Annotated in this window: 18 protein-coding genes; 8 read left to right on the forward strand and 10 right to left on the reverse strand. The window is 63.1% G+C overall.

What is annotated here, in order from left to right; genetic code table 11:
• The first annotated feature begins 39 nt into the window (after window positions 1-39).
• Window positions 40-726, forward strand: a complete 687-nt coding sequence (locus O8W32_00405) for a hypothetical protein (protein WII09309.1) — start codon at window positions 40-42, stop codon at window positions 724-726.
• Between the two features lie 8 nt (window positions 727-734).
• On the opposite strand, the gene O8W32_00410 is transcribed toward O8W32_00405, so the two are convergent.
• The 3 genes from O8W32_00410 to O8W32_00420 form a co-directional block, all read right to left on the reverse strand.
• The gene (locus O8W32_00410) at window positions 735-3326 is read right to left on the reverse strand and encodes an HAD-IC family P-type ATPase (GenBank protein WII09310.1); all 2592 of its coding nucleotides are present in this window, start codon (window positions 3324-3326) and stop codon (window positions 735-737) included.
• A 78-nt stretch (window positions 3327-3404) separates the two neighbouring features.
• Complete coding sequence (locus O8W32_00415) at window positions 3405-6368, reverse strand: UvrD-helicase domain-containing protein (GenBank protein WII09311.1); 2964 nt, start codon at window positions 6366-6368, stop codon at window positions 3405-3407.
• Window positions 6365-9037 (reverse strand): PD-(D/E)XK nuclease family protein, encoded by a 2673-nt coding sequence (locus O8W32_00420; GenBank protein WII10056.1) that lies wholly within the window; start codon window positions 9035-9037, stop codon window positions 6365-6367. Before O8W32_00420 ends, O8W32_00415 begins: the two co-directional genes overlap by 4 nt.
• A 182-nt stretch (window positions 9038-9219) precedes the next feature.
• Between O8W32_00420 and O8W32_00425 the strand changes: the two genes are divergently transcribed.
• Window positions 9220-10041: a DUF6293 family protein gene (locus O8W32_00425; protein ID WII09312.1), complete on the forward strand. Its 822-nt coding sequence runs from the start codon at window positions 9220-9222 to the stop codon at window positions 10039-10041.
• A 41-nt stretch (window positions 10042-10082) separates the two neighbouring features.
• Here O8W32_00425 and O8W32_00430 read toward each other — a convergent pair whose 3' ends face one another.
• Window positions 10083-10940 carry a hypothetical protein gene (locus O8W32_00430; GenBank protein WII09313.1) on the reverse strand — a complete coding sequence of 286 codons (858 nt, stop codon included), beginning with the start codon at window positions 10938-10940 and terminating at the stop codon, window positions 10083-10085.
• Window positions 10941-11031: 91 nt separating this feature from the next.
• On the opposite strand from O8W32_00430, the gene O8W32_00435 reads away from it, so the two are divergent.
• From O8W32_00435 to O8W32_00445, 3 genes are read left to right on the forward strand one after another with little or no spacing between them, the layout of a single operon-like run.
• A complete protein-coding gene (locus O8W32_00435) occupies window positions 11032-11844 on the forward strand; it encodes a class I SAM-dependent methyltransferase (GenBank protein ID WII09314.1) in 813 nt (270 codons plus the stop codon).
• On the forward strand, window positions 11837-12817 hold the full coding sequence (locus tag O8W32_00440; GenBank protein ID WII09315.1) for a (Fe-S)-binding protein: 981 nt from the start codon (window positions 11837-11839) through the stop codon (window positions 12815-12817). The genes O8W32_00435 and O8W32_00440 overlap by 8 nt, the downstream gene beginning before the upstream one ends.
• Before the next feature lie 20 nt (window positions 12818-12837).
• Window positions 12838-13419: a hypothetical protein gene (locus O8W32_00445; GenBank protein ID WII09316.1), complete on the forward strand. Its 582-nt coding sequence runs from the start codon at window positions 12838-12840 to the stop codon at window positions 13417-13419.
• On the opposite strand, the gene O8W32_00450 is transcribed toward O8W32_00445, so the two are convergent.
• Genes O8W32_00450 through O8W32_00460 form a run of 3 tightly spaced genes read right to left on the reverse strand, consistent with a single transcriptional unit; the run spans window position 13409 to window position 14315 of the window.
• Entirely contained in the window at window positions 13409-13549 is a 141-nt protein-coding gene (locus O8W32_00450) for a hypothetical protein (GenBank protein ID WII09317.1), read from the reverse strand. The two genes, O8W32_00445 and O8W32_00450, sit on opposite strands and share 11 nt — an antisense overlap.
• Window positions 13522-13881 (reverse strand): zinc ribbon domain-containing protein, encoded by a 360-nt coding sequence (locus tag O8W32_00455; protein WII09318.1) that lies wholly within the window; start codon window positions 13879-13881, stop codon window positions 13522-13524. Before O8W32_00455 ends, O8W32_00450 begins: the two co-directional genes overlap by 28 nt.
• Window positions 13878-14315, reverse strand: a complete 438-nt coding sequence (locus O8W32_00460) for a PaaI family thioesterase (protein WII09319.1) — start codon at window positions 14313-14315, stop codon at window positions 13878-13880. The genes O8W32_00455 and O8W32_00460 overlap by 4 nt, the downstream gene beginning before the upstream one ends.
• A gap of 108 nt (window positions 14316-14423) precedes the next feature.
• On the opposite strand from O8W32_00460, the gene xseA reads away from it, so the two are divergent.
• On the forward strand, window positions 14424-15818 hold the full coding sequence (gene xseA, locus O8W32_00465) for an exodeoxyribonuclease VII large subunit (GenBank protein WII09320.1): 1395 nt from the start codon (window positions 14424-14426) through the stop codon (window positions 15816-15818).
• Window positions 15815-16084 carry an exodeoxyribonuclease VII small subunit gene (locus O8W32_00470; protein ID WII09321.1) on the forward strand — a complete coding sequence of 90 codons (270 nt, stop codon included), beginning with the start codon at window positions 15815-15817 and terminating at the stop codon, window positions 16082-16084. The genes xseA and O8W32_00470 overlap by 4 nt, the downstream gene beginning before the upstream one ends.
• A gap of 11 nt (window positions 16085-16095) precedes the next feature.
• Here O8W32_00470 and O8W32_00475 read toward each other — a convergent pair whose 3' ends face one another.
• The 3 genes from O8W32_00475 to O8W32_00485 are packed head-to-tail and all read right to left on the reverse strand — an operon-like array spanning window position 16096 to window position 19430.
• Window positions 16096-16962: a DUF4435 domain-containing protein gene (locus O8W32_00475; GenBank protein WII09322.1), complete on the reverse strand. Its 867-nt coding sequence runs from the start codon at window positions 16960-16962 to the stop codon at window positions 16096-16098.
• The gene (locus O8W32_00480; GenBank protein WII09323.1) at window positions 16959-17993 is read right to left on the reverse strand and encodes an ATP-binding protein; all 1035 of its coding nucleotides are present in this window, start codon (window positions 17991-17993) and stop codon (window positions 16959-16961) included. The genes O8W32_00475 and O8W32_00480 overlap by 4 nt, the downstream gene beginning before the upstream one ends.
• A 57-nt stretch (window positions 17994-18050) precedes the next feature.
• Window positions 18051-19430: a hypothetical protein gene (locus O8W32_00485; GenBank protein WII09324.1), complete on the reverse strand. Its 1380-nt coding sequence runs from the start codon at window positions 19428-19430 to the stop codon at window positions 18051-18053.
• A gap of 75 nt (window positions 19431-19505) precedes the next feature.
• Between O8W32_00485 and O8W32_00490 the strand changes: the two genes are divergently transcribed.
• Window positions 19506-20345 carry a hypothetical protein gene (locus O8W32_00490; protein ID WII09325.1) on the forward strand — a complete coding sequence of 280 codons (840 nt, stop codon included), beginning with the start codon at window positions 19506-19508 and terminating at the stop codon, window positions 20343-20345.
• Window positions 20346-20350 lie beyond the last annotated feature (5 nt).

The following is a 20350-nucleotide window of genomic DNA, read 5'->3' on the forward strand; positions in this document are numbered from 1 at the left end:
GCGAGCATCCATCTACAGCATTCCTCTTGCCTGGCACATATGTCTGAGTTCAATCTTGACGGATTCGGCCCTGACGGCCCCGACAGGATCCTGGTGCTTGATACCGAGACCACCGGCCTGGACGGAGGCCCCGACGGCCCCGGCGATTCCGCCCACCGCGACCTGGTGGTAGATATCGGGATCTGCGAGGCATGCCTGTCGACGGGAGAGGTCAGGGAGGTCTACTCATCGATCGTCGGTTACGACACCGACGAATGGCCTGACTCCCTGAGGAACTCATGGATCTTCCAGAACACCGACCTCACCGTGGAGGCCGTCCGCGATGCGGAGCCGTTCGGAGCGGTCAGGAAGCAGGTGGCCGCCAAAATCCGCGGGAGGTGGCTGACTACCTACAATGTCCGCTTCGACCTCGACAAGTTCCTCTACAGGGACCCATGGGACTTCAGGGGGATGTTCAACGAGTGCAGGGACATCATGTTCTCGGCGGCGGACGCTTTCAAGATCCCCTTGCCCGATGCCCGGCTCGAGACGGAGTTCCAGAAGTACGCATATCCGAAACTGGACTATTCGTATGCGAAGCTGTTCCCGGATTCCGACCCTGCCGGCATCATGGGGGTCCAGGACCACCGCGCCCTGTCGGATGCCAAGGTGGCGTCGTACGTGATGCTCAAGCTGCATTCCGAGGGGCTCTACAGCCCTATGGACATGCGCGGACGCTACTGCTGATCCGAGCCTCACTCGTCCTCGACATCCTCGGAGGAGAGCTTCTCGGCCTCCTTCCTGAAGTTCCGGTCAAGGATGACCCTTATCCACCCGTCGAACGCATCGGTTATCCTGTCCAGTTTCTTCCCCCTGAGGATCAGGAACGTCACGATGAACCATGCTATCGCGGCGGCGATGATTATCAGCCACTGCTCGAGCGGGAACATGAAGAGCGAGGTCACCCTGATGCAGATCATCGGCACGAAGCAGAGCGCGGCGAGCAGGAAGAGCATGAGGACGGCCAGGACCTGGGGCTTCCTGTCGGTCGTGGGCTCCCCGTCGACGGAGAGCTTCCTGCACACGGGGAAGAGGAGGAACGTCTGCATTATGCCGGCGACTATGAGGAAATAGACCATGGCGCTGGAGGACACCGCGTGCTCCCAGCTGCTGTCGTCCTGCTTTATCTCCAGCTTGTCCAGCAGGGCGTCCCTGGTGAGGTCCACCGAGTCCATCATGTCCGCGACGGCGCTCTCGAACCCGGAGCTGCCGACGAACCCGCACCATCCGAAGTAGCAGTAGATGAACAGCGCGAAGACCGTCGTCGTCACGGCCGTCGGCAGGACATAGCGTATGACCTTTGGCAGGACCAGGTCCCGGTTGTCGGACGGCTTGGCCCAGATGGTCATGAAGAAGGCCATGATTGAGACGGTCAGCAGGGCGTAGAGGGTGTTCTGTATCGGCAGCATCGGCGTCCTGTTGAGGCAGATCAGCAGCACCAGGACGATGAAGGCCAGCGTGAAGTTCCTCATCAGGTAGAGCCTGAGGATGTCCCTCATGCCGGTGACCACCCTCTTCCCCTCGACGATTGCCTGGGGAAGGGCCCTGAAGTTGTCGTTCATCAGCACCATGTCGGCGACGCTGCGGGCCGCCCCGCTCCCGCTCTGGACGGCGACCCCGACCTGGGCCTTCTTGATGGAGCGGACGTCGTTGATCCCGTCCCCGACCATGGCCACGTACCTGCCCTGGCGCCTCAGGGAGTCCACCACCTGCTCCTTCTGTTCGGGGCGCATGCGCCCGAAGATGTTGGTCTCGAGAGCAGTTTTATCGAAATCCTCGGGGGACATGGCGGCGAGCTTCTCGCCGGAGATTATCTTCCTCTCGCCGGGGATCTCCGCGATCTTGAAGATGGCGTCCACGGTCTCCGGGTCGTCGCCCGAGATGACCTTGATGTCGATGCCGGCCTCGGTGAACGATTGTATGATCTCCTTGCAGTCCGGGCGGACCTCGTCGGAGATGGAGACCACGGCGATGACCTCGAGGGAATCCGGCAGCGATATGTCGTCGCCCTCATGCAGCTTCCCGCCGTGCCCGGAGAAGAACACCACGGACCTGAGCCCCCTGCCGGCGAGCGCGGACAGCCTCTCCTCGATGCCCTCGGGGTTGGAGGCGCGGTCCCTGAGGAACGGCCAGGCACCGACGACGACGGTGTCGTAAGAATCCCCGTTCCTCACCCTCACGGCGCTGAACTTCCTGTCCGAGGAGAACTGGACCTCATCGTCGAGCTGGCATTCCGTCTTCCCGAACTTCTCCTCCACGGCGATGACCGTTTTGTTCCTGCTCCCGGTGGAGGATACGAACTCCCGGATGAGGCGGTCGGTGCCCTCGCGGTCGGGCGATATGTACTCTATGCCGTCGAAAACGAGGCGGTTGGTGGTTATGGTCCCGGTCTTGTCCATGCAGACGGTGTCCACATGGCTCATGCTCTCGACGGAACTGGAGTTCTGAAGCAGGACGCCGGTGTCCGCCATCCGCACGGACGCGATCATGTAGTTCAGCGTGATGAGCAGGAAAAGGGCTATGGGCACGATGTCCAGGATGATGACGGCCGACCTGAGGGAGTCGACCACGTCGTTGTCCCTGAAGAAGGACAGGATGAGCTCCACGAAGAGCAGGATGAACGCCAGCGCCATGAGGAACTCGGTGACGGTGTTGGTCTCGATCTGCAGCGGGGTCTTCTTCTTCTCGAACTTCTTGGCCGCGCGGGTCATCTTGGACGAGAAGGTCCCGGCGCCTACCTTGGTGACCTCGTACCAGCATTCGCCGGTGACGCAGTATGAACCAGAGAGCACCTCGTCGCCGACATGCTTCCTGCGGGTGCTGGACTCCCCGGTGAGCAGGGACTCGTCCATCTCCATCATGCGCTCTTCTGCGACGGTCCCGTCGACCTGCGCCTGGTCCCCGGGCCCCATGTGGACGATGTCGCCGATGACGATCTCGGAACGGTCGACGGTCTTCTCGGCGCCGTCCCTGAGGACGGTGACCGTCGGGCGCATCAGGACCGCGATCTTGTCCAGGCGGTGCTTGGCGCGCATCTCCTGGACGGTGGAGACCAGGACGTTGAAGGCGATGATGCCGACGGCCGCCACGGAATTGATGTAGTCGGGCTTCTCCGGCAGGACGATCAGGAGGGCGCCCAGGACGAACAGGATGATGTTGAAGGGGGTGATGAGGTTCTGGAGGAAGATGGAGAGGTAGCTCCTGCTCCCTTTCTCCTTCTCGTTGTTGCCCTGTCCCGCCTTCCTTCTTCTGGCTGCCTCCTCAGAGGTCAGACCGTTCGGCCGCATGCGTCGATGAAGTCACGAAAGGTTCTTAATATGTTCGCATGCGGGCGCATATAATAGAGGGAGGAGGCGGGGCCCCCCTCAGCGGAGCATCTCGCGCGCCCGCTCCGCGATCGCCTCCATCGGGAGCGGGTCGAACTCCTCGGTCCTCCCCTGTGCCAGCCACTGTATGAAGCACTTCACGCGGTGGCCGGGGTACACGCTCTCGGCGACATGCGCGTAGACGCTCACCTGCATCCTGTACTCCCCGGCGCTGCCTGCGCCTGCGTCGCTCTTCCAGTCGTGGACCTCCACCGTTTGCCCGTCGAAGGCTATGAGGTCCATGGTGCCCATGAGGGTCGCCCGCATCCCCTGGGAGTCCAGGGGGAGGGAGCAGTCGATCTCCGCCTGGATCTCCATGCCCCTGCTCTTTATGCCGTCGATTATCTTCCTGGCGGCCGCCGTCTCCGGGTACTTCTCGAAGACGTCCTGCCCGACCTCCAGCCCATCGGCCATCATCTCGATGTACTTGTGGACGGCCGTCCCGTAGGCCATCCCGCCTCCGGACCTCTTCGCGCCGTCCGCTCCGTCGGATACCGGGACGTCCGTCCCGGCGACGGTCCTGAGTATGTCGTGCACGGGGACGATGAGGCGCCTCTGCCTCATCTCCGGGACGGCCGGCATCTCCGCCGGGACGGGAGGCCCGCGCACGGGGGCCGGGGCGGAGCCTTCCTCCAGGGACCTGGCCGCCGTGGCGGTCCCGGACCCGATCATGCCTTCCAGGAACTTCGAGTTGGAGCCTATGACCGTGACGTACTGCATCGCGCGGGAGACCGCGACGAAGAACAGCCTGCGCTCCTCGCCGTAATCTTTGGTCTGGCACTTCTTCATCAGGAAGGTCTTCCATGAGTCCTCGATGAGCATCGAGCCGTTGGATTCCTCGATGCATCTGCCGCACCTGATGCCGAGCAGCGGGCTGTACGTGAACATCGAATCGTCCCCGCGGGTGCTGGGGAAGGTGCCCCTGTTCACGTACGGGATGATCACGATGGGATATTCCAGGCCCTTGGACTTGTGCATGGTCTGGATCGTCACCGCGTCCTCGCCCTGGACCCCGTCGACAGGATACGTGGTCCCGTTCTTGATGCCGTCCTCGATGAGCCCGATGACGTCGGAGATGGTCATGAGCGAGCCCTCGTGGCTTCTGGATATGACGGTGGTCAGCGCCTGGGTCATATCGTTGTTCAGGCCGTAGAAGGAGAAGACCGCTGAGATGAGGTCGGTTATGCGCCTCCTCTTCCCGAGGAGCATCCTCCTCTTGTCGCGGTATCCCGCCATGGCCTCCGCGGCCTCGGGGCTCCTCGTCTCGCCTTCCCCGAGGCGCCCGATCATGGAGGTTATGTCGCGGGCGGAGTAGCCGTCGAAGGCGAGCACCGCCCCGATGCCCCATCTGTCCTCCGGATCGTTGATGTACCTGAGCCAGGCGAGGAGGATCTTCCCCTCTTCCGTGGACATGATCTCCATCTCCCCCTGCAGGAACGCCGGGATCCCGCGCTCCCTGCACATCCTGTAGACTTCGCGGCATCCGGAGGATGTCCTGCAGAGGACGGCGATGTCCCGGTAGCTCGCGGGGCGCAGGATGCGAGTCTTCCCCTGCCTGACGCGGACCATGGTGCTCCCGTTCGTGTACCCGATGATGCGTTCGACGGTCTCCTTCCCGCTGTCGCCGCTCACGGCGTATTCAACGCGGGAATATTTCCTGGATTCATCATCATCCCAATCCGGCCTTATCTTCGTGATCCCCTCCGTATCGGGCCGGTCTTCTTTGCTGGCGGCCAGGCTCAGGGTCGCGAACGCCGCGTCTATGACCGCGGCCGAGCTGCGGTAGCTGACCAGCAGAGGGCGGGTCCTGACCTCCCCTATATCGAAGGCCACCCTCCCGTGCTTCCCGTCGTCGAGGAACTCCCTGTATTTCCTCAGGCGCTCCCCGAACTTCCTTATGTTCTCGATGCTGACGTACCTGAACCCGTAGATCCCCTGCTTCCAGTCGCCGACGGCGCAGAGGTTAGGCTCTTTCAGGGACATCATGGAGATCATAAGCTGGTTCCCGTTGGTGTCCTGGAACTCGTCCACGATGAGGTACCTGCAGCGCATCCTCTCCCGGGTCTCGGAGTCGCTGTACAGGACGGCGAAGGCGAAGACGGAGGCGAGCCCGAAGGTCAGGCGGTCCTCCGCGCACGACCTGCGGATGAACTCGTAGTAAACGTCGTGCACGGCGCGGATGAGCTCGGACCTGTCGTCGGCGGCCGCCAGCGGGATGAGCGTTGCGATATCGAAGCCGCTCCCTCCGGGGGCGGCGGACGGCATGCGCCCGAAGCGCTCCCTGTCCTTGGATTCTATGCTGCCGGGGTCCAGTTTCGATGCCTTCTCCACGTCGCCGATCAGGTCCCTGTCCCCGTCCGCGCTGAACCACCTGCCGATGCCGTCCGGTTCGGCCCGGGCGGGGGAGAGCGGCATCGTGCCGCGCGCCATCAGCTTGCAGATGAGCCTGTACACCCCTTCGGGATCGGCGGCCATCAGCGGCGCGGTGCGCGGATAGGAGGCGCCGTTCTCGTCCAGGAACCTGTCCAGGATGCGGCCGAAGAACCTGGCGTTCAGGGCATCGTTCTCGGTTATCGAAGCGTTGGACGTCAGGCGCTCCCCGCAGCGGAAGAACTTTCCGACGGCGGAAGGGGCGGCCTTGACCACGGCCAGGCAGTAGGAGTCGAAGGTCTGTATGCGCATGCCGTTGGCCAGCGTCTTCAGCCGGGTGTGTTCCGCGGCGCCGATCTCCTTCCCGGCGAACATGGAATCTATCTCCGAGGAGAGCCTCTCGCGCATCTCGGCGGCGGCGTTGCGGGTGAAGGTGAGCATCATCACGTCCGACGGGCCGATGTCCTTCCTCCTGAGTATGTTCAGGCATCTCGCGATGACGGTGTGGGTCTTGCCCGTTCCCGGTCCCGCGTCGACGACCGTCAGGCCGTCGGTCTCGTTCGCGATCTTCTCCTGGGACTCATCGAGCTTCATGCCTGTTCCTCCGTATCGGCCTCTCCGCTCTGGTCGGCCGGGCAGACGCTGCGGTAATCGCACTTGCCGCAGTCCCTCTTCCCGGGCCCGGCGGCGACGATGGGGATGTCCATGATCTCCCCGGCGTTCCTGCTGTCGGCCTCCAGCTTGGTGCAGAATTCCTCCATGGCGTCGGCGGGGATGACGACAGTGCCGTTCCTGTCGGAATACAGGGCCGGGCCCTGGCAGAATTTGAAGAACTTCTCTATCGTGCTGGGCGCTTTCTTCGTTACTATAGCCATCTCCTTCATGGCCTGTTCCTCGTCCATGCCGGCGAAGTACCTCTTCAGGATGTCGGACACCTCCGGCCAGCTGTTGACGACCCACTTCTGGTATTCCTTGGCCGGAGAATCGTCCGCGGTCAGGATCTCGGCGCGGATGCGGCGGGAGAGCTTCACCGTCCTCACGTTCTGCTCCACATCGAACCCCGGCGAGGTGGATTCGATGTCGTTGTCGGCCATGAAGAAGAGCTTGAACGAAGCGTCTTCGAACCCCCTGCTCCTGCTCAGCACCGACAGGTAGATCTCGGGCTGGAACTCGGCATGGCCCTCTAAACCGCCGGGCGTCATGCCTTTGACGATCTCGGACGGCTTATGCGATTGCCCCGTCTTGTAATCGATTATCAGGTTGTCCATCTGGTAATCGTACTTGGCGAAGGCCGGCAGGTCTTTGCAGTCCATCTCGGTCTCGGTGCATGAGGAATACTCCTCCAGGTCCTCGGCCTCCATGAGGCTGTTGGGGTATTTCCTGTCCGGGTTCCCGTCCCTGGGGACCGAAGCGGGGCGGAAGGAGTCGATGAACTTCATCAGGTTGCCCATGCAGAACTTCATCTTGTCGCGGTCCGTGCGCTTCAGGCACTCGCTTGATATCCCCGCGTACCTCTCGGACATCCTGTCCAGAAAGTATTCCGTGCCCTTTTCTCTGACCGTCTCCGGATAGAGGAGGTAGAGCTCGGCGAACTCATGCATGCTGGTGCCGAAGAACAGCTTGTCGTTCTCCTCGGTGTCGAGGAACTGCCCCAGCAGATAGGCGGCCCGGCATTCTGCGAACCTGTTGTATGCAGTCTTCGAGAACTTCACGCGGTCTGCGGGGGCATCCTGGGACCCCAGGCTCTTCCTGCGGTCCCTGTCGGCGGGAGCATCGATGTGCCAGCTGCCCGTTTTCAGTTCCGAGCAGATGTCCCCGAAGGTGTCGGCGCTCTTCCCCTCGGCGGCCATGAGGTCGGCGATATGGCGGCAGGGGCAGGTCTCCTCCCCGCCCGTGGCCGGCCTCACGGCGATGATGCGCGCATCGCCCTGCTGGAGCAGCACGGCCATCCTCTCGGCCTGCAGGTCCGCCGCCGTCTCCTGGTCGATGTACTCCTTCCCGGATTCGTCGACGTCCCAGTTGCGGTCGGCCCCGGCGAATATGACCAGCGGGCGGTCGACGTAGAGGGCGTTCCGGCAGTCGGCCAGGAGGACGCCCTGCTTCTCCGAGTCGGGGATCTGCTCGTTATGCTTCAGGTCCTCCACGTTGTCGACGGCGTAGGAGAGGTCCTCGGCGAGCGCGCCGGTGATCTTCTCATCGTACAGCCCCAGATCGTGCAGGAGGATCTCCACGGAAGCTCCTCTCCTCCTGAGCTCGGGAGTATCGAACGCTTTCGACAGGGCCTCTCCGAACGTCAGGCCGCGGATCCCCCTCATGGTCTCGATCAGGGCCTTCGTGCGGGGGTCGGAGACATCGGCCCCGGGCTGTCCCGGATCGCTAAGCGTGAGGCGCGAGAGGAGGAAGTTGTCCATGTACGGGGTCAGGTGCCTGCCGCCTGTGCCGCTTATGCCGTGGAGGGAGGTGAAGAGGTCGCGCACGTCCTTCACGCGGACCGTGCGGAAGTCGAGCGCCAGGGTGACGAACTGTATATAGTCCCTCACCTGGGCCAGGTCCTTGACGCTGAGGTCGTTCTTGAAGGGGATCCTGTTGCGGTAGAGCGCGGCGCGGACGGCATCTGCCAGCGTTCCGGAGGGGTTGAGGACGACGGCGGCGTCCGTGGGCCTGCAGCCCTTTATGATGTCGGCGATGCAGTCGGCGATCTGCCGGTCGTTGCCGATGCTGTAGATCTTATCGATCTCGTAATCCCCGTCCTTGAACAGGTCGATCTCCTCGAAATCCCCGGACAGCATGTGCTTGTCCAGGTCGTTGAAGAAGTCGAGGCCGATGACGGCGACCTTCTTCCCCTTGAAGAAGTAATTGTCGTCGCAGCTGTAGGCCTCCATGCTCTTCTCTTTGGTGGGCAGCAGCCTGTACGACTCCCACACCCTCCTCGCGCGGTCGCTGTGCAGGTACTTGGCCACGTCCGCCGTGTGACGCCTTATCTCGCGTATGGCGGTCATCTCGCTGTAGACCGTGCGGAAATCGAGATCGTCGTTGTCCTTCCTGATCTGGGCGATGATCTCGAGGTCGGACATGGCCGGCCGCCCGATGGTCTGGTGCTCGGTCATGGCAGCCACCTGCTTGGGCGTGTAGGCCAGTCTGCCTATGCGCGGCTCGGCTATCCTCCCGTTGAGGGCGGTGGCCAGGGCGGCGTCCGTCGTCAGGACGCAGTCGAACCCTTTGGCCTCCTCCCACAGTTCATCGATGCTCTTGGCGATCCTCATACCGTTCACGCCATGGCAATGCCCTCGGGGGTATTTATATTTATCAATAATTCCGTAATTTAAGAAATTCTAGGCATTTCCGGCCTGTTCTCCGGCTTTCGGACGTCCGGGGCCGCAGGCGAGAATTACGGATATACTTCAAAACCGTAATTTATTATAATCGATTAAACGTTTTACGACCCATGGATAAGATGAGGAGGGTGATGATCGCTTGCGTCACCTTCGATACCGTGAGGATCAGCCAGCCTGTGGAATTCTACGGTTCCAACGTGGTGTACCTGATCCATTATGTCCGCGATCCGGAGAAACCCGGCAATGTCTACCGCGAGTTCTATATCGAGACCGTCCGCCAGATAATGGCCTCCAACAAGAATGCCGAGATAATGGAGATCAACGCCCCCGTCACCGACTTCAAGGCCATGCTCAAGGCGGTATCCGGAGCGATCTACAAAGAGAAGCAGATCAACCCCAGGTCGGAGATCCGCGTCAACCTGTCGGCAGGGTCCCCCGAGTACATCACCGCCGCGGGGATCGCCGCGATGATGAACAAAGGCGCCGAGCCCTTCTTCGTCAGGGCCGATGCTTATACGGTCCCGGATAAAGAGGTCGAAAAGGTCTATTTCAGGGACGGGAAGCCGGTCGGGCTCATCAGCTCGGTGAAGGATGTCGTCGACATGCCGCCGTTCACCGTGGAGATGCCGGACGAGAAGCTCGTCAAGGCCCTCCGCGTGTTCGCCGAGATGATAAGCGAATCCCCGACGGTCAGCTCCTCCGAGGTCATCTCCACCCTTCAGAGCAAGGGCCTGTGGACCAAGAGGAACCACATCGACGGGAACTCCGACACGGTCTATTACCAGCGGAAGTACATCGACGTATGGATCGCCCGCGGGTGGATCGAGAGGCTCGGGGGCAAGAGATCGGGGTACAAGCTGACCGAGAACGGCGCCATCATCATCGATTCCCTCTGGAACGAGGTCGAGACGGAAGACGCCGCGGTGAACTGAGGGGCTCAGGCCCCTTTTCGGGGCCGTCCCGTCGTAGGCGCTCAGAGGCCGTGCCTGCGGGAATCGATGATGGTGTCCCTCAGGCCCTTGTTCTCGCGTTCCAGGGCCTCGATGCGCCTCTCGGCCTCCTGGAGCTCATCGGCCAGCGCCATGGCCCTCGCCTCGGTTTCGCGGGCATGGGCCTCTGCGTCCTTCACATGGACGGTGAGGTCCCCGATGGCCCGGTGCAGGCCGTCCTTCTCGTTCTTCAGCTCCCCCATCTGCTTCTTGAGCTCGTAGTTCTCCGCTCCCAGCCGGCGGGCCTCGCCGTTGATGGCCCTGAGCCTCCCGGCGGTGACGGTGATGCGGGTGCTGTCCGAGGAGCTCTCCCTCAGAGGGTCCCAGACCTGGGCCTTGGCGGCCGACAGCTGCTTCTTGAGGTCCTCGATCTGGGCGTTCTGCGCCTGGATTATGCGGATCTTCGCCTCGACCTCCTTCCTGACGGTCTCGATGTCCTCGTCGGTGACGGCGGGCGCCGTCTCGTGCGTCAGGCGGATGAGCAGCTGGTTGCGCTCCATCTGCAGGAACCTCTTGGACACCGTGAGGTTGTTGATCTCCACCGGGTCGGAGGCCAGCGAGAGCTTCGCCTCGATGTCGTCAAGCTCATCCTTGTTCCTGTCGAGCTCCGCCTTCGTCTTGGAATCCTCGGGGCTGTCGGCGGGCGCCTCGTCCTCGGCCCGCTCCAGCATCGCCTTGAGGTTCGACAGCTCCCCGCGCAGGTTCCTCAGGGTGATCTGCAGGGACCTCGAGCGGTTGGAGTCGGGACGTTCCGCGATGGCGCTCTCGGCGCTCTTTATCTTGCGCTCCGTGTCCTCGATCTGCCGTTCGATCTCCGCTCTCCCGGGATTCTGCCCTTCCATGCCGCACCCAACCGGATGGCCCGATATAGAATGTTCGACATACACGTCCGGCATGCGCATCGGTTAATAACCGCGAGCGGATGCTGTCCCGATGATGCCCGAAGATATCGCCGGCAGATGGAGGCCGGAGGGCAGGCGCCCCGCCGACGGTTCTGATTGGGATGCGCGCGCGGGGCTGTTCGACACGCCGGTCCCCGGCCCGGAGGACCCGTTCGTCGCCCTCGTTCTCGGGAAGTCTCGGCCCGATCCCTCGTTTTCCACCCTGCTGGACATCGGATGCGGCACCGGGACCTACTCCCTGGCGATGGCCTCCCGCTTCCGCAGCGTGCTCGGGCTGGACATATCGCCGGCCATGATAGGCAGGGCGCGCAGGAAGGCGGAGGAGCGCGGAGCGTCCAACGCCGAGTTCAGGGTGTCCGACTGGTCCGCCGCGGATGCCGGGAGGATCGGCAGGCACAGCGTCGTCATCGCCCACATGACGCCCGCCATCTCCTCCCCGGAGACGTTCGCCAAGATGGAGGCCGTCTCCGGAGGCTGGTGCTTCTATTCCGGGTACATCAGCCGCGGGAACCCCGTCTGGGACGAGGTCTACCGCATCACGGGCATCCCGGGCGCTCTGACCGAGTCCGACCGCCTGCTGTACGCGGTCGACATCCTCTGGAAAGCTGGGATGAGGCCCCGCATCGAGTACATCAGGGAGCACAGGTCGAGGATGCTCTCCGAGGAGGAGGCCCTCTCCGTCTACCTGGACGGCGCGAGGGCGTTCGCCGACATCTCCCCCATCCAGGAGAGGGAGATAGCCGATGCGGTGCGCTCGCGCCTGGAGGACGGGCGCCTCAGGGACGAGTCGGATCCGGTGATAGGGACTGTATACTGGAACACGGAGGAGAACGCCGATGAATGAGATCAACACGAAACTGATGGACCAGCTGATGACCGCCTGCCTCGGCTGCCGGAGATGCACGAAGGTATGCCCGTCCCATGCCCACGGGGGCTGCGACCCTTATTACGTGATGAAAGGGTGGGACGGGAACGTCACCAAGTGCATAGGCTGCGGGAAATGCAGCGAGGTCTGCCCCCAGACCGACCCGAAGACCGTCATGATGCACATGAAGGCCGAGGCGCTGGAGCTTAAGGTCCCCGATTCCTTCGTGAAGGACGGGTACGTCATCGAGCCGGCCGACCCCTCATGGCGGGAAGGCCTGCCGGAGATCCCGGAGGGGAACGACATGTACCTCGTGCCGGGATGCATCGTCAAGGGGAAGCTGCCGTACCTCATCTACGCGGCGGAGAGGGCCTTCTCTGCCATTGGCATCGGGATAAAGGAGCTTCCGGAGAACAAATGCTGCACCTACCCTCTCCCCCTGCGCTCGATGACCGACGTCGAGAGGCTGGCGGTGAAGGCGAGGATGCAGAGCCACTCCCGCAGGAAGGAGATGATCACGCTCTGCGCCGGGTGCTGCAACGAGTTCGGGAGGAGCGGGATATACGCCCCGCACGTCTCGACGGTGCTTGCCAGGTACATGGACAGGATCCGGGCGCTACCGGGGGTGAAGCTGAAGGTGGCCCTCGAGCCCGGCTGCTCGTCGGAGAGGTTCATGGGGGACTTCGAAGCGGTTGTCAGGTCGACGGGCGCGGAGCCCATCGGCAACACCTACGGGTGCTGCGGCAAGAACATCGAAGGCGTGAACTCTGAGCTGATGGCCGAGCGCGAGGCCGAGTGCGCGGGGGCAGACGCCATCGTGGTCGGGTGCCCCAACTGCATGAGGTTCTACGATGCGCAGCCGGGCGGGAAACCAGTGATCCACCTGATCGAGCTCGTCGCCATGGCCGCCGGGGACTCGGAGACCCAGAGGTTCCACAAGATTAAAATCTGAAAAACTCGGATGGTGCGGGCATGTCAGACAGGATCTACGTCGTCGAGGCCATAGCGGACGGAGCGGAGGGCTTCCCGTACGATGAGATCCTGTCCCTGGGCGTCTGCTCGGTAGATCTCGACGCGGGGCAGTTCGATTCCGTCTTCGATGCCTACATCTGCGAGGAGCCCAAGAACATCGGCAAGAGGAAGCTGGACTATGCCGAGTCCAAGGGCCTCGACACCATCCAGCTCTTCGACGGCCTTTCCCTGGAAGAGGCCGCCTCTCGTTTCAAGGAGACCGTCCGCGGGCAGTACGTCACGTCATATGACATCCGCCAGGAGTTCTCCAAGTACCTGACCAACGACCCCTGGGACATCACCCTGGAGGCCCACATCATGCCGTCGATCATGATGAGGCAGCCGGTCAGCCTCAAATGCAAGCGCCCCGAGGACGAGCCCGATTACATCAGGAAGGCGTACTCCCGGATGTTCGGCAGGTCGGACCCCGCCTGCGTCGGCAGGGACCCGCGCGGAGCGCTGGCACTTGCGCAGATGGCCTCGCAGATCATGATCGAGCTCAGGAACCGCGGGAAGTACCGACCCGAGCTCTTCACGGCCTGAGACCGAAGATCCTCAGGTTCCCCATCCACGTCTCCGCCGCCGCTGCCAGGGCGCATCCGAGGTAGATCAGGAGCAGCAGGGCCGTCGGGATTATGAAAAGGATCAGTCCCAGTATGCCGGAGGCATGCACCGTGAGGATGAGGCCGCGACCAATATGTAGAGGACGAGCCCCGCCCCGAGGTACCTGTACCCGCGCGGGTCGCGCCTGTCCTCGTAGATGAGGCCGAGGCCCAGCAGGCCGAAGAACGCCGGGATCACGGACAGGATGAGCGCCAGCGTCGCGCTCTTCTTCCGCCTCCCGATCTGCTCCCGGAACTCGTCCCCGCTCCTGTCGAAGGCCCTCCGGGAATAGCCGGGCTCCGGCTCGTCGGGGACGCTTCTCGGGACCTCCGTGTAGCATTGGGGGCAGGTGAGGGAGTTCTGCGGGACGACCGCGCCGCATCTGGGACAGTACCTGGTCATCCGTGCACTTCCTGCAGGCGGAATGCGGTGAAGGTCCCCTCGGCGACGGTCTTCCCGCCGTCGAACGCCTTGACGTTCACGGTGATTATGGACCTGGTCCTGTTCATGACCGTCGATTCCGCCTCTATCACATCGCCCCTTCCGGGACGGTAGTACTGAACGTAGGTCGACTGGCCCACGGCATGGCCGTCGATGTTGGTTATGATCGCGAAGCAATGGTCCATGACCCCGCAGATCGCCCCCCCGTGCCAGAATCCGTTGCTGTTGCGGTCGCGGCCCTTCACGGGCATGCGCACCCTGACGCGCTCCTGCGAGATGAGCACAGGCTCCATGCCGTTGTCCCTGAAGTAAGGGGCGTTCAGCATCGCGGTGATGTTGGCCGCGTACGCCATCGAGGCGGGCGAGATGTATTTCGCCGCGGTCTCTTCGTCCATAGAGTGCGATGCGCTAACGGCGATAAAACTTGTTGCGCTCAGAATCGGTCAGAACCGTCCACCCCTCCTGCTTCCCTTTTAATACGACCCGCGCGATTAACGGCCGATATGGCCGAGAGACTGACCGTTACGCAGCTCAACGAACGTGTGCACAGCATGCTGAGCTCCTCCAAGGACCTCAACGGAGTGTGGCTGCTCGGCGAGATCTCCGGTCTGAAGAGGTCCCCGCAGGGGCATTATTATTTCACGGTCAAGGACCAGGGCAGCAACATCCCGGCCGCCCTCTTCAGGGGATCGAGGAGCAGGATAGATTTCGAGCCTGCCGACTCCATGAAGGTGGAGGCGTTCGGCCATGTGGACCTCTACGTCCCCTACGGTAGGTACCAGTTCATCGTCGAGATGATGAAGCGCTCGGGGATCGGGGAACTGTACCAGAAGTACGAGGAGCTGAGGAAGAAGCTGGATTCCGAGGGGCTCTTTTCCAGGCCTAAGCGCCCGCTCCCCAGATACCCCAAGGTCATAGGCGTCGTCACCTCGCCGACCGGGGCGGTCATACACGATATCATCGTCACCACTGGGAGGAGGTATCCGGCGGACATCCTGCTCGCCCCCGTCCAGGTCCAGGGCGAGGGCGCGGCCGAGGACATCGTCCGGGGGATCGAGCTGATCAACAGGGTGGGCGCCGATGTCCTGATAGTCGGGAGGGGAGGAGGGTCCATCGAGGACCTCTGGGCGTTCAATGAGGAGCCCGTCGTCAGGGCGATAGCCGCCTCCCGCATCCCCGTCATCTCGTCCGTCGGCCATGAGACCGACACCACGCTCGCGGATTTCGCGGCCGATGTCCGCGCCGCCACCCCGACAGCGGCAGCCGAGCTCGCTGTCCGCGACAAATCGGAGATCCTGCGCGAGCTGGAGGACGACGCCGCCCGCCTCAGCAAGGCCATCCAGATGAAGCTGGGGCACATGGAGTCGGACCTGGGCCTGCTGAACGCGAAACTGGACCCCGGGCGCATGGAGGAGCGCACGGCCATGCTGGGCCTGAAGATCGACGAGCTGGCATCGAGATGCGCCCGCGCACTGTCCCAGAAGGTCGCGGACATGCGCAGGAGGCTCTCCGATGCGGATGCCGCCCTCCGCCCCGCCCTGGCGGCCGAGACGGCGGCCAAGAGGAAGATGCTGACCGACCTCTGCGGAGGCATCGACAGGGACATGTCGTCCGCGCTGGCGGGCGCCAGGCTCAGGCTGGAGTCGCTGTCCGCCCGGGCGGCCCCCGCCGGGAGGAAGGCCCTGGACGCCGCTTCCGCCCTCCTGTCGGGAACATCGGCGAAACTGGACGCGCTGAACCCGTACTCGGTGCTCGACAGGGGCTACAGCATAGTGACGTCCGCTAACGGCAGGGCGGTGTCCTCCGTAAGGGACATAGAAACCGGGTCTTCCGTCACCATCCGCATGAGGGACGGCAGGGCGGAGGCCGAGATCACAAGGAAAGAGGAATCGATATGAGCGGAGAAGAGAAAGTTCAGGAGCAGGGCGCGGAGATCGGTCAGATGTCCTTCGAGGACAGCATGAAGGAGCTGGAGGACCTCGTCAAGCAGCTGGAGAGCGGGCAGCTCGATCTCGACAAGAGTCTCGAGGTCTACGAAAGGGCCACCGCGCTCAGGGACCACTGCAGGAAGATCCTCGATGAGTCGGAGCGCAAGGTCCAGAAGATCATGCAGAACGGCAGGAAAGAGGACTTCGAGGACGAGCAGCGACGGCTCGATCAATAAGGGTTCCGGGATCAGATGTGCCAGAGATCGATCTTGTGATCCTCGCACCATTTTCCGGACTCGCGGTAGAGCCTGCTCTCCTTGAAGTACGATGGCCCGTACGCCAGGCGGATGGCCCCGCCGAGCTCCCCCTCCCTGATGTGCGACGCATTGTAGGAGCCGAAGCTCTCCCTGAGGGCCATGGCGAGGACGGCGACGGCGTCATGCCCGCGGACGGCCTGCCAGAGGTCGTTCTCCATGGACTTCTGCATCGCCCTGACCTGATCGGCTATGGCGTTCTTGGGATACATCTGCCCCATGGACTGCGAGTAGACCTCCGATACCATCCTGGGTATGTCGTTCTCAAGCGTCTTGGGGTTGATGAACCTCGAATGGTCGAGGTCCTTGAAGTTCAGGTTCATGCCCTTCTTGTAGGAGATGTACATGAGGATGCAGACGGGGCCGGCGGCCTTGGCGAGGGCGTCGGATATCTTCCCGTGCCTGTTCTCGAACGCCTTGATCTTCTCCTGGTCCCCGTATTCCGCCAGCACGTCCTGGAGCGCCCCGGAGCACAGGGCGGTGGATTCCATGTCGTTGCGGTCGGTCAGGAAGACCTGGGGGACGCAGCGCCTGTTGAGCAGGCGGTCCAGGTCGGCATCGGCAATCCCGATGACGCGGCCGTCGCGCCTCTTCGTCTGGCACTCCACCACCGAATGGCGCACGTTGTCCTTCGAATGGGCGATGATTATCCTCACATGCACAGGGTCGGCGAACTTGGAGTACAGGCGGCTGTCGGTGACGCCCTCCACCACGAGGAACGTGCCCCCGAACACCGAGCGCATCATCGAGATCTCATTGGCGATGTCGCTCGCTGTGACATCGTCGCGCAAATCCCTCATTCCTTAGCCCTCAGCTCGACGGCCAGGTCCCAGTCGTCGTGTATGACCGAAGGGGCATGCGTGGCGACTATCATCTGCAGGTTCCTGACGCGGGTGATGTCGGCGAAGATCTTCCCCAGCTGCTGCTGCCAGGACACGTGCAGGGAGACCTCGGGCTCGTCGATGATCGCGAGGTAGCCCGGCCCTGCCCTGAAGAGCAGCAGGTAGAACATGATCAGTATCTGCTTCTCGCCCGAGGAGAACTTCGACAGGGGGACGATGGTGCCGGTGCGGTCCATCCTGGCCTCGAAGAAGCCCTTCTCGTTGATGGTCACGGTCTTGTTGACGTAGATGTTGTTGACTATGTCGCGGTAGACGATGAGGCTCTCGGCGAAGCCGTAGTACTTGTCGACGTACTGCTTCAGGGAGAGGGCGAGCTTCCTGTAGTCCGCGCGGTACTGCGATATCTCGTACCTGCTCGGAGGGAACCTGTACCCTGCGGGGATCTGGGGCCCGAACCCGGCGCCCTTGATGAAATCGATTTTCGCTTCCAGGTCGCGGAAGAGGCTGTCGAGCTCGGCATCGGAGATCTCCGCGCCGCTGTCCTGCGCCGGCGAGAGCGCGGAATCGGCGATCGCCTTCTGGATGTTCTCGGAGAGCTCTCTCATGTAGACCATCAGGCTGGGGATCACATGCCCCTCGCCGTCCTCGGAGTACGCGCGGTCGGGCCCGATGTAGAGGCATTTCATGATTCCGCGCAGGTCCGCGAGCCCGATCTCCTCCTCGACCTCGCTCCTCTGGGCCAGGATGTTGAGCTCCTGGTTGTTGTTCTCGACGATGATGTTGGTCCCGCCGTCGAACATGAGGTCCATCCTCTCGAAGGGGACGGTCCTCACCTCCTCGAGGTTCCCGTTCAGGACGTTACTGACCATCCTCATGACGGTGGATTTCCCTATCCCGTTCTGGGAGTGGATGTACGTCAGCCTGCCCTTGAGCTCGATCTCGTAATCGAACTCGTTGAACAACTTGTAGATGATTATCTTCGAGAGCAACTCCGTCCCTCCTCCTTCGTCTTCCCAATCGTTTCTTCCGTATTATAACTTGAGTGATTACTTCCGGGTCTGGTCAGGACCGGCATCCCCGTTCCCGTCCGCAGGTCCGCTCCCCGTATCCTTCGGGCCGTACCCCTCCTCGCTGAGGCTCCGGAAGAGGCCCATCGAGCGCATCTCATCCCTCACGGCATCGGCGCGGGCGCGGTCCCTGTCCTGGAGGTAGACGAGGTATGTGGTGCCGACCATCATGAAAATGTCCCTGGCGGCCCTCTCGCAGAAGGCATTGTCCCTGAGGATGGTGTAGGCGTGCTCGAGGTCATCCGGGTCGAGCTCCCCGTCGCCTTTGCGGAGGGAATGGTAGAAGTAGGCCAGGGCTACGCGTTCGTCGGGGAGGTCGCTCTCCTCCTTCTTCGGAAGGAAATCGATGAGCTCTTCCATGCGCTTCCTGCTCTCGGGGATGAGGTCGGGGTCGGAATCGGCGGCTATCCTCGCGAACATGAGGATCCCGTCGCCGTATTGCTTCGGGTCCGTGCCCCTGAGCGATTCCGAGGTGCGCAGCAGCTTCTTGGCGTATTCCCTCCCCTTGCCCGGGTTGCCGGCGGAGTAGGCGGTCTGGGAGCAGACATGCAGGCAGTGCAGGAGATCGGCGGTGCGCTCTTCGGAAGGGGAGGCGGCCATGGCCGCTTCCGCGCATCCGGCCGCCTTCCTGGCCGCCGCGAAGGCCTGCTTCATCTTCCCTTTCATGGCATAGAACGATGTCATGGCATCGTAGACGTTCACGGCCGCCGGGATCGATCCGCGGTAGGCCCTGCCGCCGCTCTTCTCGATCTCGTCGGCCATCGCGCGGATCGCGGCGTCCCCGTCAGGTTTCCCGACCGACGTGTCGAACGCGTACTCCACCCTCAGCGCCGCCGCGTCCTCGGAGTCGGACTGCTCGGCATGCTCGAGGGCCCCGCCGTAGATCTTCGCGGCGGCGTCGCTGTCCCCGTTCCAATCCATGATCCTGCCTGCAGTGAACGCGGCCGATATCCCGATGTCGCGGACCTCCGGCGTCAGCGGATCCGTATTGAAGGCCTCCTCCTCGATCGTCAGGCATTCCGACACCGCTTCCCTTTCGCGCTCGTCGTCCCTGAGGGCCTCGGCGACCTTCAGGCGGGCCCGCAGTCCCTCGCTTCCGGTCAGGCCGCGCGCCGCTTCCCTGAGCGAGTAGACCTTCATCGAGGGCTCGTACACGGACCCGTCGGATAGGGTCAGCCGGCGGTCGCCGGTCGGGAGGATCCTGTACACGACCGGGGTCGTGCCGCACTCGGGGCAGTGCGCGGCGGCGGAGACGGCCTCCCCCGTCAGGGAGTGCACCACCCTGAGCTTGCAGGCCTTCCCGCACACGGGGCATCTGGCTTCGACGGTGGTCTCGACGGAGCGTTCGGCTTCGGTCATGCCCGATGATATGAGGGGTGCGTTTAACCTCTTTTCGGGCGGATTAATATAATCCCGGCTGTGTCGGGGGAGACGATGGACAACTCAGAGGCCCTGAAGGCGATAGGACAGAACATAAAGGACGAGAAGAACGATGAAGCGGCCCTGCAGATCATGGACCTGGCCTCGAGGAACCAGGACGATCCCATGCTGCTGCTCACCTGCTGCTCCATGCTCAGGACCGTCGGCGACGAGAAGGATTACCCGTCCGTCCTCTCGGTCCTCATGTCCCATCTCCCCGACGACCCCGAGAAGCGCTACCAGGTGGCCGCCGGCCTGATCTCCCTGGGCAGCCTGAGGGACGCAGAGGAGGCCCTCGCCCCGCTCGAGCCGTCCGACAAGGTCCTCAGGGCCCGCGCCGCCGTCCAGCACGGCCTCGGAAGGCACGAGGAGGCGCTCTCCACCCTGGCCGGCATGGGCAGGCTCGGGGAGGTCGACCGCGTCCTCAAGGTCCAGGCCCTGGGGTCCCTCGGCAGGCATGACGAGGCGATCGCCGAGGCGGAGGACCTCCTGAAGATGAACGACTACATGTCCGGGAGGGCGTACATCTCGGCCCTCGTCCTCGCAGACCGGAGCAAGGATGCCGCCAAATACGCCCGCAGCAGGATGAAGCAGAAGGACGCCGACGGCTACGCGCTCATGGCGTTCTACTCCTGGCTCAACGGCAACTCCACCGCATGCGGGGCGTTCTCGTCCAAGGCCCTCCAGCTGAGCGAGCGCCACATCGGCGCGCTCGAGACGTTCGGTTACGGCGCAGTGGACAAGGGTGCCATCTGGGAGGCCAAGGTGGCCGCCGGCGCCATCAACGAGGCCGAGCCCGGGAACCCCGCCGTCTTCCGCATCCTCGCGATGTGCAGGGAGAAGGAGAAGGAGTGACCGGC

The organism is Methanomassiliicoccales archaeon LGM-DZ1 (assembly GCA_030168595.1).
Classification (GTDB): Archaea; Thermoplasmatota; Thermoplasmata; order Methanomassiliicoccales; family Methanomethylophilaceae; genus Methanomethylophilus.

Bases quoted from the DNA above. Each gene is read 5' to 3' on its own strand.
- O8W32_00405 (WII09309.1), top strand. From the start codon at position 40: ATGTCTGAGTTCAATCTTGACGGATTCGGCCCTGACGGCCCCGACAGG.
- O8W32_00410 (WII09310.1), bottom strand. From the start codon at position 3,326: ATGCGGCCGAACGGTCTGACCTCTGAGGAGGCAGCCAGAAGAAGGAAG.
- O8W32_00415 (WII09311.1), bottom strand. From the start codon at position 6,368: ATGAAGCTCGATGAGTCCCAGGAGAAGATCGCGAACGAGACCGACGGC.
- O8W32_00420 (WII10056.1), bottom strand. From the start codon at position 9,037: ATGAGGATCGCCAAGAGCATCGATGAACTGTGGGAGGAGGCCAAAGGG.
- O8W32_00425 (WII09312.1), top strand. From the start codon at position 9,220: ATGGATAAGATGAGGAGGGTGATGATCGCTTGCGTCACCTTCGATACC.
- O8W32_00430 (WII09313.1), bottom strand. From the start codon at position 10,940: ATGGAAGGGCAGAATCCCGGGAGAGCGGAGATCGAACGGCAGATCGAG.
- O8W32_00435 (WII09314.1), top strand. From the start codon at position 11,032: ATGATGCCCGAAGATATCGCCGGCAGATGGAGGCCGGAGGGCAGGCGC.
- O8W32_00440 (WII09315.1), top strand. From the start codon at position 11,837: ATGAATGAGATCAACACGAAACTGATGGACCAGCTGATGACCGCCTGC.
- O8W32_00445 (WII09316.1), top strand. From the start codon at position 12,838: ATGTCAGACAGGATCTACGTCGTCGAGGCCATAGCGGACGGAGCGGAG.
- O8W32_00455 (WII09318.1), bottom strand. From the start codon at position 13,881: ATGACCAGGTACTGTCCCAGATGCGGCGCGGTCGTCCCGCAGAACTCC.
- O8W32_00460 (WII09319.1), bottom strand. From the start codon at position 14,315: ATGGACGAAGAGACCGCGGCGAAATACATCTCGCCCGCCTCGATGGCG.
- xseA (WII09320.1), top strand. From the start codon at position 14,424: ATGGCCGAGAGACTGACCGTTACGCAGCTCAACGAACGTGTGCACAGC.
- O8W32_00470 (WII09321.1), top strand. From the start codon at position 15,815: ATGAGCGGAGAAGAGAAAGTTCAGGAGCAGGGCGCGGAGATCGGTCAG.
- O8W32_00475 (WII09322.1), bottom strand. From the start codon at position 16,962: ATGAGGGATTTGCGCGACGATGTCACAGCGAGCGACATCGCCAATGAG.
- O8W32_00485 (WII09324.1), bottom strand. From the start codon at position 19,430: ATGACCGAAGCCGAACGCTCCGTCGAGACCACCGTCGAAGCCAGATGC.
- O8W32_00490 (WII09325.1), top strand. From the start codon at position 19,506: ATGGACAACTCAGAGGCCCTGAAGGCGATAGGACAGAACATAAAGGAC.